The sequence below is a fragment of the Halogeometricum sp. S1BR25-6 genome, assembly GCF_031624495.1.
GTDB classification, from domain to species: Archaea; Halobacteriota; Halobacteria; order Halobacteriales; family Haloferacaceae; genus Halogeometricum; species Halogeometricum salsisoli.
Genome location: NZ_JAMQOP010000001.1, coordinates 990,601 through 1,003,666, shown reverse-complemented (window position 1 = coordinate 1,003,666; position 13,066 = coordinate 990,601). Strand labels below are relative to the sequence as shown.

The window sequence follows — 13,066 nt, the reverse complement described above, 5'->3', positions numbered from 1 at the left end:
TCGCGTCGAGGGGTCGTACCGCGAGCGAGGCCGAAGGCCGAGTCTCGCGGCACGTTTTTGGTCGAGCTTTTTGCAACGAGCGGGTCGCGGAGCGACCCCGAGTCAGCAAAAAGGTCGGCTAGAGCATCCCTTCGGCCTTCAGTCCCTCCATCACGTCGTCGACGAGGCTCTCGGCGTCGTCGTACGGGAAGTTCTGGTGGGAGCCGAGTTTGGCGGCCATCTCCATGGCGGTGAAGCTCACCTCGCCGTCGCCCGCCTCGAAGCGCGTGCCCGGACCGTCCGGGAGGGCGGGGACGAGGTCCATCTGGTTCTTGACGGGGTAGTCTGCGTCGCTGAACGCTGCCATGAGTTCCTCGCGGAGTTCCGCCTCTACGTCTGCCATGCCCCTCAATGCACGCATGCGGCGGAAAAACGTTCCGGAACCACGGCAAACCCGTTTCCAGTTCTGCGCGGCGCGCGACGCTCGGCGCGTTCCGAGAGGCGAGCGCTTTTGTCTCGACTCCGGGAAGGTGGGGCATGACCGACTACGAGTACGAGTTCGACTTCGAGTTGCTGAAGGAGTTGACCGAGACCAGCGGCGTCCCCGGCTACGAGGACCGCGTCCGCGACGTGGTTCGACGGGAACTGGAACCGCACGTTGACGAGGTGCGGACGGACGCGATGGGCAACGTCGTCGGGACGGTAGAGGGCGACTCAGACTACTCCGTCGCCGTCGCCGCACACATGGACGAAATCGGCTTCATGGTCAGGCACGTCACCGACGAGGGGTTCGTCCAGTTGGACGCCCTCGGCGGATGGGACCCGCGCGTGCTGAAGGCCCAGCGAGTGCGGATACACACCGAAGACGGTGACGTCACCGGCGTCATCGGGTCGCCGCCGCCGCACACGCTCTCGGAGGAGCAGAAAGAGAAGAACGACGAGGTGAAAGACGTGTACGTCGACGTCGGCCTCGACGGCGACGCGGCCGAGGAGACGGTCGACATCGGAGACTTGGTGACGATGGAACAGACGACCGTCGAGATGGGCGAGCACGTCACCGGGAAGGCCCTCGACGACCGGGTCTGCCTGTTCGCGATGCTGGCGGCCGCCGAACGAATCGAGGACCCCGACGTGACGGTGCACTTCGCCGCGACGGTCCAAGAGGAAGTCGGCCTCCGCGGGGCGACGGCGCTCGGCGTCGACATCGACCCGGACCTCGCCGTCGCCCTCGACGTGACCGTCGCCAACGACGTTCCGGGGTTCGAGGCGGGCGACCACGTGACGAAACTGGGCGACGGCACCGCGATAAAGCTGAAGGACGGCAGCGTCGTCACGAGTCCGAAGGTGCACCGCCGACTCCGCGAGGTGGCCGAGAGCGAGGACATCGACTACCAGCACGAGATTCTCCCCGCCGGCGGGACGGACACCGCCGGATTCCAGAACACCCACGGCGCAAAGCCCGTCGGCGCCATCTCCGTGCCGACGCGGTACCTCCACACGGTGACCGAGAGCGCCCACGTCGCCGACGTGGACGCGACCATCGACCTGCTGACGGCGTTCCTCGACTCGGAGACCGGCGAGCACGACTACACGCTCTGAGCCGTGGAAACGGGACGGAGCGAGGCGAAATCCCCGGAGCGCGTTCCGGGGTCGAAGGGGGGTCGCCGCGAACGACAAACCAAAGTATTCACTACAGCGGACTCCCAAGCGCCGAACATGACTGACGGCAACGCGGAGATGTCCCGCCGGGCCTTCCTCGCGACTGCGGCCGGGACGACGGCGGCCGCGGGTGCGGCGGGAACCGCCGCGGCGCAGGAGACGGGTACGAGCACCGGCACCGGTTCCGGAGGCGGCGGTTCCGGCACCGGTACCGGAAGCGGCGGCGGCACCGGTACCAGCGGAGGCGGTGGCGGCGGTGGCGGCGGCGGCGGGACCGAAACCGTCGCCGTCGGTCCGAACGGCGACTTCGTCTTCACGCCGGGGACCAGCGAGGCGCTCCAGATTCTCCCCGGGACGACGGTGGAGTTCGTCTGGGAGTCCGACAACCACAACATCGTCGCCGACAGCCAACCCGAAGGGGCGAACTGGAGCGGTCACGAACCCATCGAGAACTCCGGGTTCACCTACTCGCACACGTTCGGCACGCTCGGTACGTACGAATACTACTGCCAACCGCACCAGTCCGCCGGCATGGTCGGTACCATCGAAGTCGTCGAGTCCATCTCGACGCCCGCGCCGTCGAGCGTCCCCTCCGTGCCGGACTCCGCGAAGACCCTCGGCATCGCCACGACGTTCGCCATGGTCGCGACGATGGGGCTGGCGTTCTTCTTCCTCAAGTACGGCGGCGACTACGAGTTCGACGAGGAGTAGTCGCCTCCGGTTCTCCGCGCCGGCGGTGCGCCGAGAACGTCCGGAAACTCGCAATGAGAGCTATCTCCTCGGCCGTCGTTGAACAGTGTGAGATCATATGTCGACGATGAAACGATCGGAAGGAACGTGTCTGCGCTGCGGTGCGTCCGCGGGCGACTCGCCGGCGTGGAACGCCGGGACGGACCCGCTTCAGGTGTACGAATGCGCCCGGTGCGGGGCTATTCTCGATATCGGCGGACACCGCTGGTAGTCGACACCTGAGTGAGAGCGAACGAGGGGTTGTACCGCGACGAGCGAGCGTCGCGAGCGAGTCGGGGCGGTTCTTTGTCGCCAGAACGCGGAGCGTTCTGGCTGCGAACCGGAAAGCTCCGCTTTCCGGCGATGGTCCGGCTTTCTTTCGGAGGTTCGAGCGGACGACTCCGCCGTCCGCGAGGACCCCCGAAAAGAGAGGTGGGGTTCTAGAACCAGCCGTAACCGTCTATCGCATCCTCGTAGACCGCCTCGTAGCGGCGAATCACGTCGTCGTGGTCGTAGCCGGCGAACGCCTCGTTTATCGACTCCCGGGAGTAGTTCGCGGCGGCCGTTATCTCGTCGGCCAACTCCTGCGGACTCGTGACGCGCGCGCCGCGGTCGCAGTCGACGACGAGTTCGTGGGCGCTGGAGCGGGCCTGGTACTCGACGACGCCGACGCACCCGCAGGCTAGCGCCCACAAGAGGTCGTTCGCGAACGGTTCGACGGCGGCCGTCTGCGCGAAGACGTGCGCGCCCTTCATCAGGGGGACGAACTCCTCGGGGGGCAGGTCGCCGAGAAACGTCACCCGGTCGTCGATGCGGAGTTCCGCGGCCGTCCGCTCGGCGGCGTCGCGTTCGGGGCCGTCGCCGACGACGGCCGCGCGCCACTCTCTGTCCCGGAGTTCCGCGAGGGCGAGGAAGAACGACTCCACGTTCGCGTGCTCGTCGAGGGGCCGCGCGTAGAGCAGGTCGGCCCGGTCGTCCGTCTCCGCGCTCCGAATCAGGTCGAAGTCGACGGACTCGGGGACGACCGAGACGGCGTCCTCGGCGGCACCGTACTCTCGCACGTCGGTTTTGACCATCTGCGACGGAGCCGTAACGCGGTCAGCCCCGCGGGCCGCACGCCTACATCCGCCGGTGGAGTCGCCCTCGCGTTCGGCCCACCAGTCGACGATGACGGGAACCCGGAGGAGTCGCGCCCCCGTCTTCGCGCCGGACACCTGCGTGGGCGGACTGTTGGCTGCGTGTATCACGTCGGGGTTGACCCGGCGGAGGGCAAACGGGAGTTTCGAGGCGAACGTCCCCGACGAGGGCGCCTCCGTGACGGCGACGTACTCCACGCCGTGCTGTTCGAAGGCGGACACCTCCCCCTCCCACCACTTCGCACAGAGCACCGACACCTCGTGGTCGCGCGCGGCGAGGTGCTCGGCCACCCGCCGCAGTCGCCTCGTCGCGCCGTCCGCTCGGAGTTGGGCGGTGTACATCGAGACGAACGCGACTCGCATACCCATCGGCTTGCGACCGGACGATAAAAATCCTCGACATTCGACCCCCTATCGCCGTCCTCCGACGAGCGACGCGGACTCGCGCCGGTCGTTGCGGCGTCGCCCGTCTGGGACGCGTGCGTCTACGGCGACGCGTACCGGACGAGGAGCGCGCAGAAGGGACCGACGCCGACGAAGAGTCGTATTCGGCTCAGAGCGGCGCCGCGACCAGCGCCGCCGTCGCGGACTCGACGTACCGCCAGCCGTACACCTGATTCAGGAGGAGATAGGTGACGACGCCGAGCGAGAGCGACAGCAGCCACGACCCGGCGGCGATACGGCCTACGCGTCGGTGCGGCGTCTGCGTCCGGAGTTCCGCGGGCGTGTGCGTCAGGCCGAGGACGAGGGCGTAGAGGACGACGGGCACCGCGACGATGGACAGGATAATGTGAATCGCCAGCATGGCGAGATAGGGATAGTAGACGAACGCCGGGCCGACGAACTCCTTCGTGCCGCCGCCGCCGATTTTGCTCAGATACATCACGAGGAAGACGAGGATGAGCGTGAACGAGGTGACCATCGCGGCGGCGTGTTTGCGCACTTCGCCCGTCCGAATCCAGCGCCACCCGGCGGCGATGACGAGGACGTTGAGGGCGTTGACGGCGGCGATGGCGTCCGACAGCGTGTTCACCTGCGTCAGCGAGAGGTCGGGGAACACCTGGCCGGGCACCCACCCGAGGAACGTCCCGACGACGAGGGCGTAGCCGACGACGGAGAGGACGGCCGTGACGGCCAACGGATGCTCCTTCACCGCGTTGTCGGCGCTCGCAGTTGCCATAGCGGAGATTAGAAACCGGCGCTATTCGGTCTTCGGATTCGGGGCGCGGATTCGGCTGGCAGTGTGGGGCGGTGCGGTAACCATCCTGCCTGTACCGCGAGGCGAGCGGATGCGAGCCTCGCGGCAGGTTTTTGGTCGAGCTTTTTGCGGCGAGCGGGTCGCGGAGCGACCCCGAGCGTGCAAAAAGCTCGTTAGATAACACCCGTGAACGTCGCCGCTTCCCGCGCCGCGTCCTCACTCACGCCATCGCCGAGGATAGTGTACCGGTTGCGGATGGTGTGCGCCGTCGTCAGCGCCTCGATGACCGTCTCGTCGTCGATGTCGAGACCGTCCGCCGTCGTCGGCGCGCCCACCTCGTCGAGGGCGTCGCGGATGTCGCGCCACTCGCCGTTCTCGCCGCTGTGGAGGTACTCGGTGAGGACGGACCCGACGCCGACCTGGTGGCCGTGCAGGGCGCGGCCGGGGACGAGGCGGTCGAGTTGGTGGCTGAACAGGTGCTCGGCGCCGGAGGCGGGTCGAGAGGTGCCCGCGATGGACATCGCCACGCCCGAGGAGAGCAGCGCCTTCACGACCACCCACGCGGACTCTTCGAGACCGGGTTTGATGGACTCGGCGCTGCCGACGAGCATCTCGGCGGTCATCTGCGAGAGCGCGCCGCCGTACTCGGAGTACTCGACGTTCTTCAGGCGGTGGGCGAGTTGCCAGTCTTTCACTGCTGTGTAGTTCGAGATGATGTCCGCACAGCCCGCGGTGGTGAGTTCCCACGGCGCTTCCACGAGGATGGACGTGTCGGCGACGACGGCCAACGGCGGGTCGGCGGCGACGGAGTGGCGCGTGTCCCCCTCGGGGATGGAGGAGCGCCCGGAGACGATGCCGTCGTGGCTGGCGGCGGTCGGCACGGAGACGAACCCGCAGCCGAGTCGCTCGGAGGCCATCTTCGCGGTGTCGATGACCTTCCCACCGCCGAGGGCGAGGAGGTAGCCCGCGTCGGCCGCCTCCGCGGCGTCGACGACGCGCTCGACCGTCTCGAAACTCGCCGTCTCGATGGTGACGGAGGCGGGGTCGTCGAACTGCCCGCGGACCGCCTCGCCGGCGACCCGGTCGGGAGTCGGACTCGTCACGAGGAACGGCCGCCCGGTGAGGTAGAGTTCGTCCACCGCGTCCGCGAGGTCGTCGACGACGCCGTGGCCCATGAGGACGTTCCGCGGGAGCTTGATCCACGTCGACTTCTCGAACATGGTCGACCCTCCCGCGGGACGAGTGAAAGTGTTAGCGCTTCACCCGTCAACTCAGGAACGCGCCGGCCGCCTGCGAGAGGAAGAGAACGCCGAACCCCGCGAGGACGAGGGCGCTCGCGCCGGCGACGACGGGGGCCAGCGAGTTCACCCGCCGTTCCGCGCCGACGAGGGCGGCCGGAAAGCCCGTCACCCAGACGAGGATGCCGCCGAAGAAGCCGACGACGAGGGCGGGGGAACCGGTCTCGACGACGAGGAGGCCGGCCAGTCGCGCGCCGACGTACGGCGTCTCCGCCAACACGTCCAGCGTTCCGGGGTCGAGCAGACCGACGCCGATGGTGAGCCAGAACAGTATCTGGTAGGGGTTCGTCAACGCGAGGACGAACGCCTTGGTGAACCCCGTGGCGGCCGTGCGGTCGGCGTCGGCGTCGACCGCGGCGTCGCCGCCGCTGGCACCCTCGACGCCGGCGTCCGCGGGCCGGAACGACGACCGAACGTCCTGTGCGGCCCCGTAGGCGAAGTACAGCATCAGGACGCCGCCGACGCCGACCATCGCCGCGCGGAGCGTCGGGAACTCCTCGACGAACGCGACGACGCCGAGGGCGGCGAGGACGAAGAAGATGGCGTCGGCGGTCATCGCCCCGAGTCCGGCTTTGAACCCCGAGAGCCAGCCGTGGAGGACGCTCTCCTCGGCGATGATGGCGTTCATGGGTCCCGGCGGGGCGGCCAAGGCGAGGCCGAAGACGACGCCCGCGAGGAGCGTCACGGCGACGTTCGTCACGTCCGTGCTCGGGGTCGAAGACCGGATAAGTCAACCGAAACGGCACGCAGTGCGGCGGTCCGGCTCTGGTCCGCCCGCTCAGGCGACGCCGAGGGCGTGCGTGACGGCCCCGACGGCGGCCTCCCAGACGGAGAACCCCGTCGTCATCGACAGCACCGTGTCGAGCCCAAAGAACAGGAACAGGGCTGCGGAGACGAAGTGCGCCTTCCGCACGTCGAAGCGGTGGGAGAACGTGTGGAAGAAGTAGGCGTTCGCGAGGCTCACGGGGATGATGGCGAGCATCTCGCCGGCCCAGATGGCGGAGGTGGCGCCGTACTCGACGGCCAGTCCGATGGTGACCAACTGCGTCTTGTCCCCGAACTCGCCGGCGGCCATCATCGCGAAGATGGGGATGAAGCCGCCGAACGACCCCGAGACGCGCTCTACCGGCGCCGGCAAATCCACGCGCTCTGCGAGGTTCACGAACCCGCCGTCGGTCTGGGCCGCGATGTCCTCGTGCGCCTCTTCCTCGGCGGGCGCGGAACGGTAGAGGAGCACCGCGAACGTCAGAAACAGCACCGCCGTTATCGCGTCGAGGGCGAGGGGCGGAAGCGTCGCCCGGAGCGCCTGTCCGAACAGAATCTCCAGGGCGGTCCACCCGGCGAACGCCGACCCCGCGGCGGCGACGACGACGAGGGGGCGGTAGCGCGTGGCGAGGGCGGCGATGATGAACTGCACCTTCTCGCCGGGCAGCACCGCTAACTGGGTGACGAAGGCGACGACGAGGATTTCGAGGTAGCCGCTCACGTCGTCGGCACCTCGCCGTTAGTTCCGTCGGTGTCGTCGCCCGTCCCGTTCGTCTCGCCGCCCGTCGGGTCGGCCTCGAACGGGCGCACCCGGATGGACGCGGCGACGGACTCGGGGAGACTCTGCTCGTCGCCGCCCTCCGTCCGGACGGTGACCATCCCGAAGGGGGCGACGTCGACGACTTCGAGTCGCGTCCCCGGAAGCACGCCCGCCTCCTCCAGGTACTCCAGTTCCTCCTCGTCGCGGTCGCTGACGCGGGTGACGACCACCCTGTCGCCGACGTCGTGGTCGCGCAGGGTGTCCGCCTCCTCGTGGTCGATGGGCGCGAGGTCGGCCGTCGGGATGGGGTCGCCGTGGGGGTCGACCGTCGGGTCCCCGAGAATCTCGGCGACGCGGCGCTCGAACTCCTCGGAGATGTGGTGTTCGAGGGCGTCGGCCTCGTCGTGGACCTCGCTCCACGAGTAGTCGAGGTGCTCGGCGAGGTAGGCTTCGAGCAGGCGGTGGTGCCGGAGCACTTCGAGCGCCACCGTCTCGCCCTCTTCGGTCAGTTCGACGCCCTTGTACTTCTCCCGGTCGAGGAGGCCCCGCTCTTCGAGTTTCCCGAGCATGCTCGTCACCGTTGGCGGGGTCTTCCCGAGGTACTCCGCGACGGCGGAGGTGGCGACGGGCGCGCCCGACGTCGACTGAATCTGGTAGATGGCCTTCAGATAGTCCTCCATCACGTCGCTCAGCATGAGGGAAATTAGACGAATCTAAAGGAAAAGTCTGTTGGGTAAAATGCGTCCGACGCGGGCGCTCGGTCGGGTCGCCGCGTTCAGATACCCTGTCCCATCAGGTGACTCCGCAGGACGTCGGCCGTCTTCGTCCCCGACTCTGTGTTGACCACGACCACGTCGTCGTCCGACCCGAGGATGCCGTCCTCGGCGAGTCGCCACGCCGCCGCCGTCGCCGCCCCGCCCGCGGTACCGACTTCGACGCCGGCCGTCTGCGCGGCGACGACGGCCGATTCGAGGATGTCCTCGTCGTGGAGGGCGAGTACGTCGCCGCCGGCGGACTCGACCGCATTCAAGGCCGCCGCGCCGCCCTTCGGGTCGGGAATCTCCAGTTCGCCGACGATGGTGTCCGGGTGCTCCCACGCCTCGACGTCGCCGTCGCCGCGTTCGTGGGCGGCGTGGATGGGGGCGCATCCCGACGCCTGCGCGGCGTAGAGCGCCGGCACCTCGCCTATCAGGCCGAGTTCGCGGAGTTCCCGGAACCCCTCGAAGACGCCGGCGACGACTTCGCCGGTGCTCGCGGGGACGACGACGGCGTCCGGTACGTCCCACTCCCGCGACTCGGCCACCTCGAACGCGAGCGTCTTGATGCCGTCGTGGCGGTAGGGGTTGTCGAACTCTTGGAGGGTGAACCACTCGGATTTCAACTGCTCGTGCAGGCCGTCCTCGGCGTCGGGGTAGCGGCCGCCGACCACGCGCATCTCGCCGCCGTGGACGTTCACCATCGCCTTGTTCGAGAACGGCGCGCGCGAGGGGACGAACGAGTACGACCGGATGTCGGCCATGCTCGCGTACGACGCCGCCGACTGCCCGGCGTTGCCCGCCGATGCGAGGGCGACCAACTCGGCGCCCGCCTCGCGCGCGGCGGTGACGGCCGGCGAGAGACCCCTATCCAGAATCGTCCCCGTGGGGTTGCGGCCCTCGTCTTTGATTCCGAGCGACCCGACGCCGAGTTCGTCGGCGAGTTCCTCCGAGGAGACGAGCGGCGTCCCGCCCTCCTTCGCCGTCAACGGCGAATCGAAGGGAAGCAGGTCGGCGTAGCGCCACATCGTGTCCGTCGGCCGGTCCGAGAGACCCCCGTCCGCCCAGTCGACGGCGTCGTAGTCGTACGTCGGCACGAGGTGCGCGCCGGCGTCGCTCTCGCCTGTCGCGTCCGCGTCGTACCGCTCGCCCGTCTCGGCGCACGCTAATCCGAGAAACGTCTCGCTCGTGTCCATGGCGGTGGGTAGGAGGCGACGGACTAACCTCTGGTCATTCCCTTCCAGCTTTGTACTTCGTCGGGTGCGCCTTCGGCGCACCGCTTCTCGCAGAGGGCCGTCCCGTTGAGCGAAGCAGAGAAAAAGCTATTTTTGCCGGTAGTTGGAAGACGCCGTCGCATGTCAAAGATCGCAGATGCAGTGTGGAATTTCGAGGGTTTCACACCGCGTGTCGTGGCAGACCTCCGGAGCGTCGACTGGCAGATAGAGTACATTCGCGACGACGTGGAGAGGATCTATTCGGACGAGGACCTCGACGACGCGTACAAGCTAATCATGGCGAACCACGTCTCGGGAGACGACTTCAAGACGCTCATCGGGAAACGTCGGTTCGACGCGCAGACGCTCTTCTTCGAGGACGTCGTTGTCTTCTTCTTCCCGTCGGACCGATACGAAGGAGTCTTCGCGTCCTTCGATTACGACGGCGAGTTCCCGGTGAACGAGTTGGTGAGACGGGTATCGGAAGTGAGCGAACGGTAGTCGCTCGCGGACGGCCGCCCAGAACCGACCGCCCGTACTCCTCCCGAACCCCGCGCCTCTTTGTGCCCGCCGTTCCACCGACTCCGTATGGACGGAGAAACCGTCGTCGTCGCCGGCGCGGGCCTCGCGGGCCTCGTCGCGGCGCGACACCTCGCCGAGGCCGGAGCGGACGTGACCGTGTTCGAGCGACGACCCGAGGTCGGCGGCCGGGTCCGGTCGCGGGAGCGCGACGGCTTCACCTTCGACCGCGGGTTTCAGGTGCTGTTCACGGGCTACCCCGCCGTGCGGCGCGAACTCGACCTCGATGCGCTCGATATGCGCTACTTCTCGCCCGGCGCGGTCATCGCCCGTCCGGGGAAGCGCTCGACGCTGTCGGACCCCGTTCGCAACCCGCGGGCGACGCTGCCGACGCTTCTGAACGACGAGGTGACCGTCACCGACAAACTCCGCACCCTGCTGCTCCGCCAGCACGTCGCCTCCCAATCCGAGGACGAAATTTTCGCCGCCGAGGACGACTCGATTCGGGAGTACCTCGCGGAGTGGGGGTTCTCGGAGGGCTACATCGAGAACTTCGTCGCGCCGTTCTACGGCGGAATCACGTTGGACCGGTCGCTGTCGACCTCAAAGCGCGTCTTCGAGTATACGTTCAAGGCGATGAGCGAGGGCGAAATCGGTCTCCCGGCCGACGGCATCGGCGCCGTCACCGACCAGTTGGCCGCGAAGGCGCGCGCGGCCGGCGCCGAAATCGTCACGGACGCCGGCGTCGAGGCCATCGACGACGAGACGCGCGACGACGAGGAACCGGTCGATTACGGCTACGCCCGTCCGGTGACCGTCACCGCGGGCGGGGAGGAAGTGGAGGCCGACCGGGTCGTCGTCGCCACCGACCCGAAGGAGGCGCGGCGCCTGACGGGCGTGGAACTGATTCCGACCGGGGCGCGCACCAGCGTCACGCAGTACTATCGGCTGCCGAAGCGCGAGAAACTGGGCACGCGGAAGAAGATACTCCTCAACGCCGCGGACGACGCGCCGAACATCGTCGTTCCCGTGAGTGACGTGGCCCCCGAATACGCCCCCGACGGCGACGACCAGTTGCTGTGCGCGACGTTCCTCGGGTCGGCCGCGATGGACCGCGACGCCTCCGACCTGCTCGAAGCGACGCGGGACGCGCTCGAATCGTGGTACGAGAGCGACTTCCCGGCGCTGAAGTCGCTGCACACCGAGCGGGTCGAGTTCGCACAGTTCGCCCAACCGCCGGGAATCCACGACGCCCTCCCGGACCACCGCGAACCCGACGGCCGGACGTACCTCGCCGGCGAGTACACCGCGTGGTCGTCGGTTCAGGGCGCGATGCGGAGCGGTCGCGAGGCCGCGGAGAAGGTCCGCGCCGACGCCGAGCGGTAGTCGCACGCCGAACCGACGACCGGCCGGGTCTCCACCGCCCTCACAGCATCCGTCGGAACTCCCCTAGCGGCGGGAACGACAGCACCTCGCCCGCGTCCTCGTCGTAGACGACGGGGCGGAACGCGTCGACGTCGGTCACGAGCGGGGACCCCGATTTCTCACCGGAAAGCCCCTCAACGGGGACGCCCGCGGCCAACCGAGTGAACGCCGGAAGGACGAGGACGTCCGCACCCCGGTGGACGCCCTCGCCGTAGAGGTAGCACGGCCGGCGGACGGACTCGATGGTGATGGCGGGGTGGACGTGACCGACGACGTACAGCGAGGCGTCCGCCTCCGGTGCGACGTGGCCGTGACAGACGACGGTCCGCGGGTCATCGGTGAGGGCGTACTCGCCGTGGACGTCGCCGTCCCACGCCGTCTCTAGGGCGGTGTCGTGGTTGCCGCGGACCACCACGGGCCGGGCGCCTCGCTCGCGGCAGACCGCGACGAGGTCGGACACGCCCTCGGCCGCGCGGACCGTCGCGCCGTCGAACCGGTGGAGCAGGTCGCCGGCGAACACCACCTCGGCGGGGTCGAACGCGTCAACGAGGGCGGCGAGTCGCTCTCCGAGGTCCGCCTCCTCGCCGAGGGGAAACTCCACGTTCGACGCCTCGGCGCGGCCGACGTGGAGGTCCGCGACGACGAGGGCGTCCGCGAACGGGAGGTACGCCGCCCGGTCGCGGTAGGTCACGTCGTGCACGCGAGCACCGACGGCGCGGGCGAGCAAAGCGGTGGCGTTCCGGACGGGACGCGACGGACGCCGGCGCGGACCGGGGGCTCCCCGACCGACGCCGGGGGGATTTTTCATCGCTCGTCGCCTCCGAGCGCGTATGAGCGGTGCCCTCGAAGACAAACGGACGGCGACGCGCCTCCGCATCCTCGTCGAAATCGCCGACCGGCAGCCGGCGGTGAGTCAGGGCGAGGTGGCCGAGGCGGTGGGCGTGACGAGTCAGGCGGTCAGCGAGTACACCCGACAACTCGTCGAGGACGGGTACGTGGAGAAGGAGGGGCGCTCGCGCTACCGCGTGACGAAGGAGGGCGTCGACTGGCTCTTTCAAGAGGCGAAGGACCTTCGACGGTTCGCCGACCACGTCACCGACGACGTCTTGGAGAGCGTGCAGGAGGACGCCGCCCTCGCGACGGCGGCCGTCGAGGCGGGCGAGACGGTGACGCTGTCGCTCCGCGGGGGGCATCTCCGCGCCACGCCCGGCGACGACGGCCCGGCGACGGGTGTGACGACAACGGCCGCCGAGGCGGACGAGGACGTGAGCATCACCGGGTTCGAGGGCGTCATCGAGATGGACCCCGGAAGCGTCACCGTCGTGCAGGTACCGCCCGCGCGGTCGGGCGGGAGCCGTGCCGTCGAACTGGACCGCCTCGCCGAGGCGTGCGCCGACGCGGACGTGGTCGTCGCGGCGGGCGTCGAAGCCGTCGTGTCGCTCCGGAAGGCCGGCGTGGAGGTGGAGACGACGCTGGCCGCGGGCGAGGTGGCGGCGGCGGGCGCGGCGCGCGGCCTCGCGGCCGTGGTGGTGGCGACGACGGACCTCGTGGGGCGCGTGACCGACGCCCTCCGCGACGGCGACGTACTGTACGAAGTGACGGAGGCGGCGCGGGTCGCAGAATAGACCG

14 protein-coding genes are annotated in these 13,066 nt (G+C 68.9%); 5 read left to right on the top strand and 9 right to left on the bottom strand.

Annotation, left to right across the window (positions count from 1 at the left end; genetic code table 11):
* Window positions 1-118: 118 nt before the first annotated feature.
* Window positions 119-382: an MTH865 family protein gene (locus tag NDI76_RS05260; protein ID WP_310922958.1), complete on the bottom strand. Its 264-nt coding sequence runs from the start codon at window positions 380-382 to the stop codon at window positions 119-121.
* Window positions 383-516: 134 nt separating this feature from the next.
* Between NDI76_RS05260 and NDI76_RS05255 the strand changes: the two genes are divergently transcribed.
* A complete protein-coding gene (locus tag NDI76_RS05255) occupies window positions 517-1,578 on the top strand; it encodes a M42 family metallopeptidase (RefSeq protein WP_310922957.1) in 1,062 nt (353 codons plus the stop codon).
* A gap of 117 nt (window positions 1,579-1,695) precedes the next feature.
* Window positions 1,696-2,349: a plastocyanin/azurin family copper-binding protein gene (locus NDI76_RS05250; protein ID WP_310922956.1), complete on the top strand. Its 654-nt coding sequence runs from the start codon at window positions 1,696-1,698 to the stop codon at window positions 2,347-2,349.
* Window positions 2,350-2,807: 458 nt separating this feature from the next.
* On the opposite strand, the gene NDI76_RS05245 is transcribed toward NDI76_RS05250, so the two are convergent.
* The 7 genes from NDI76_RS05245 to NDI76_RS05215 form a co-directional block, all read right to left on the bottom strand.
* Window positions 2,808-3,866: a glycosyltransferase family 4 protein gene (locus NDI76_RS05245; protein WP_310922955.1), complete on the bottom strand. Its 1,059-nt coding sequence runs from the start codon at window positions 3,864-3,866 to the stop codon at window positions 2,808-2,810.
* A 190-nt stretch (window positions 3,867-4,056) separates the two neighbouring features.
* Window positions 4,057-4,683, bottom strand: a complete 627-nt coding sequence (locus NDI76_RS05240) for a DUF420 domain-containing protein (protein ID WP_310922954.1) — start codon at window positions 4,681-4,683, stop codon at window positions 4,057-4,059.
* Between the two features lie 191 nt (window positions 4,684-4,874).
* Window positions 4,875-5,921 carry an NAD(P)-dependent glycerol-1-phosphate dehydrogenase gene (locus NDI76_RS05235; RefSeq protein WP_310922953.1) on the bottom strand — a complete coding sequence of 349 codons (1,047 nt, stop codon included), beginning with the start codon at window positions 5,919-5,921 and terminating at the stop codon, window positions 4,875-4,877.
* A gap of 46 nt (window positions 5,922-5,967) precedes the next feature.
* Window positions 5,968-6,627, bottom strand: coding sequence for a LysE family translocator (locus tag NDI76_RS05230; protein ID WP_425498350.1), 660 nt, complete (start codon window positions 6,625-6,627; stop codon window positions 5,968-5,970).
* A 150-nt stretch (window positions 6,628-6,777) separates the two neighbouring features.
* The gene (locus NDI76_RS05225) at window positions 6,778-7,485 is read right to left on the bottom strand and encodes a TMEM165/GDT1 family protein (protein WP_310922951.1); all 708 of its coding nucleotides are present in this window, start codon (window positions 7,483-7,485) and stop codon (window positions 6,778-6,780) included.
* The gene (locus NDI76_RS05220; protein ID WP_310922950.1) at window positions 7,482-8,219 is read right to left on the bottom strand and encodes a metal-dependent transcriptional regulator; all 738 of its coding nucleotides are present in this window, start codon (window positions 8,217-8,219) and stop codon (window positions 7,482-7,484) included. The genes NDI76_RS05225 and NDI76_RS05220 overlap by 4 nt, the downstream gene beginning before the upstream one ends.
* Before the next feature lie 80 nt (window positions 8,220-8,299).
* Window positions 8,300-9,475 carry a threonine synthase gene (locus NDI76_RS05215; protein WP_310922949.1) on the bottom strand — a complete coding sequence of 392 codons (1,176 nt, stop codon included), beginning with the start codon at window positions 9,473-9,475 and terminating at the stop codon, window positions 8,300-8,302.
* A gap of 105 nt (window positions 9,476-9,580) precedes the next feature.
* Between NDI76_RS05215 and NDI76_RS05210 the strand changes: the two genes are divergently transcribed.
* Window positions 9,581-9,994 (top strand): DUF7522 family protein, encoded by a 414-nt coding sequence (locus NDI76_RS05210; protein ID WP_310922948.1) that lies wholly within the window; start codon window positions 9,581-9,583, stop codon window positions 9,992-9,994.
* Between the two features lie 87 nt (window positions 9,995-10,081).
* Entirely contained in the window at window positions 10,082-11,398 is a 1,317-nt protein-coding gene (locus tag NDI76_RS05205; RefSeq protein WP_310922947.1) for an NAD(P)/FAD-dependent oxidoreductase, read from the top strand.
* Between the two features lie 40 nt (window positions 11,399-11,438).
* On the opposite strand, the gene NDI76_RS05200 is transcribed toward NDI76_RS05205, so the two are convergent.
* The gene (locus NDI76_RS05200) at window positions 11,439-12,137 is read right to left on the bottom strand and encodes a metallophosphoesterase (RefSeq protein WP_310922946.1); all 699 of its coding nucleotides are present in this window, start codon (window positions 12,135-12,137) and stop codon (window positions 11,439-11,441) included.
* A 130-nt stretch (window positions 12,138-12,267) separates the two neighbouring features.
* On the opposite strand from NDI76_RS05200, the gene NDI76_RS05195 reads away from it, so the two are divergent.
* Complete coding sequence (locus tag NDI76_RS05195; protein WP_310922945.1) at window positions 12,268-13,062, top strand: DUF7839 domain-containing protein; 795 nt, start codon at window positions 12,268-12,270, stop codon at window positions 13,060-13,062.
* Window positions 13,063-13,066 lie beyond the last annotated feature (4 nt).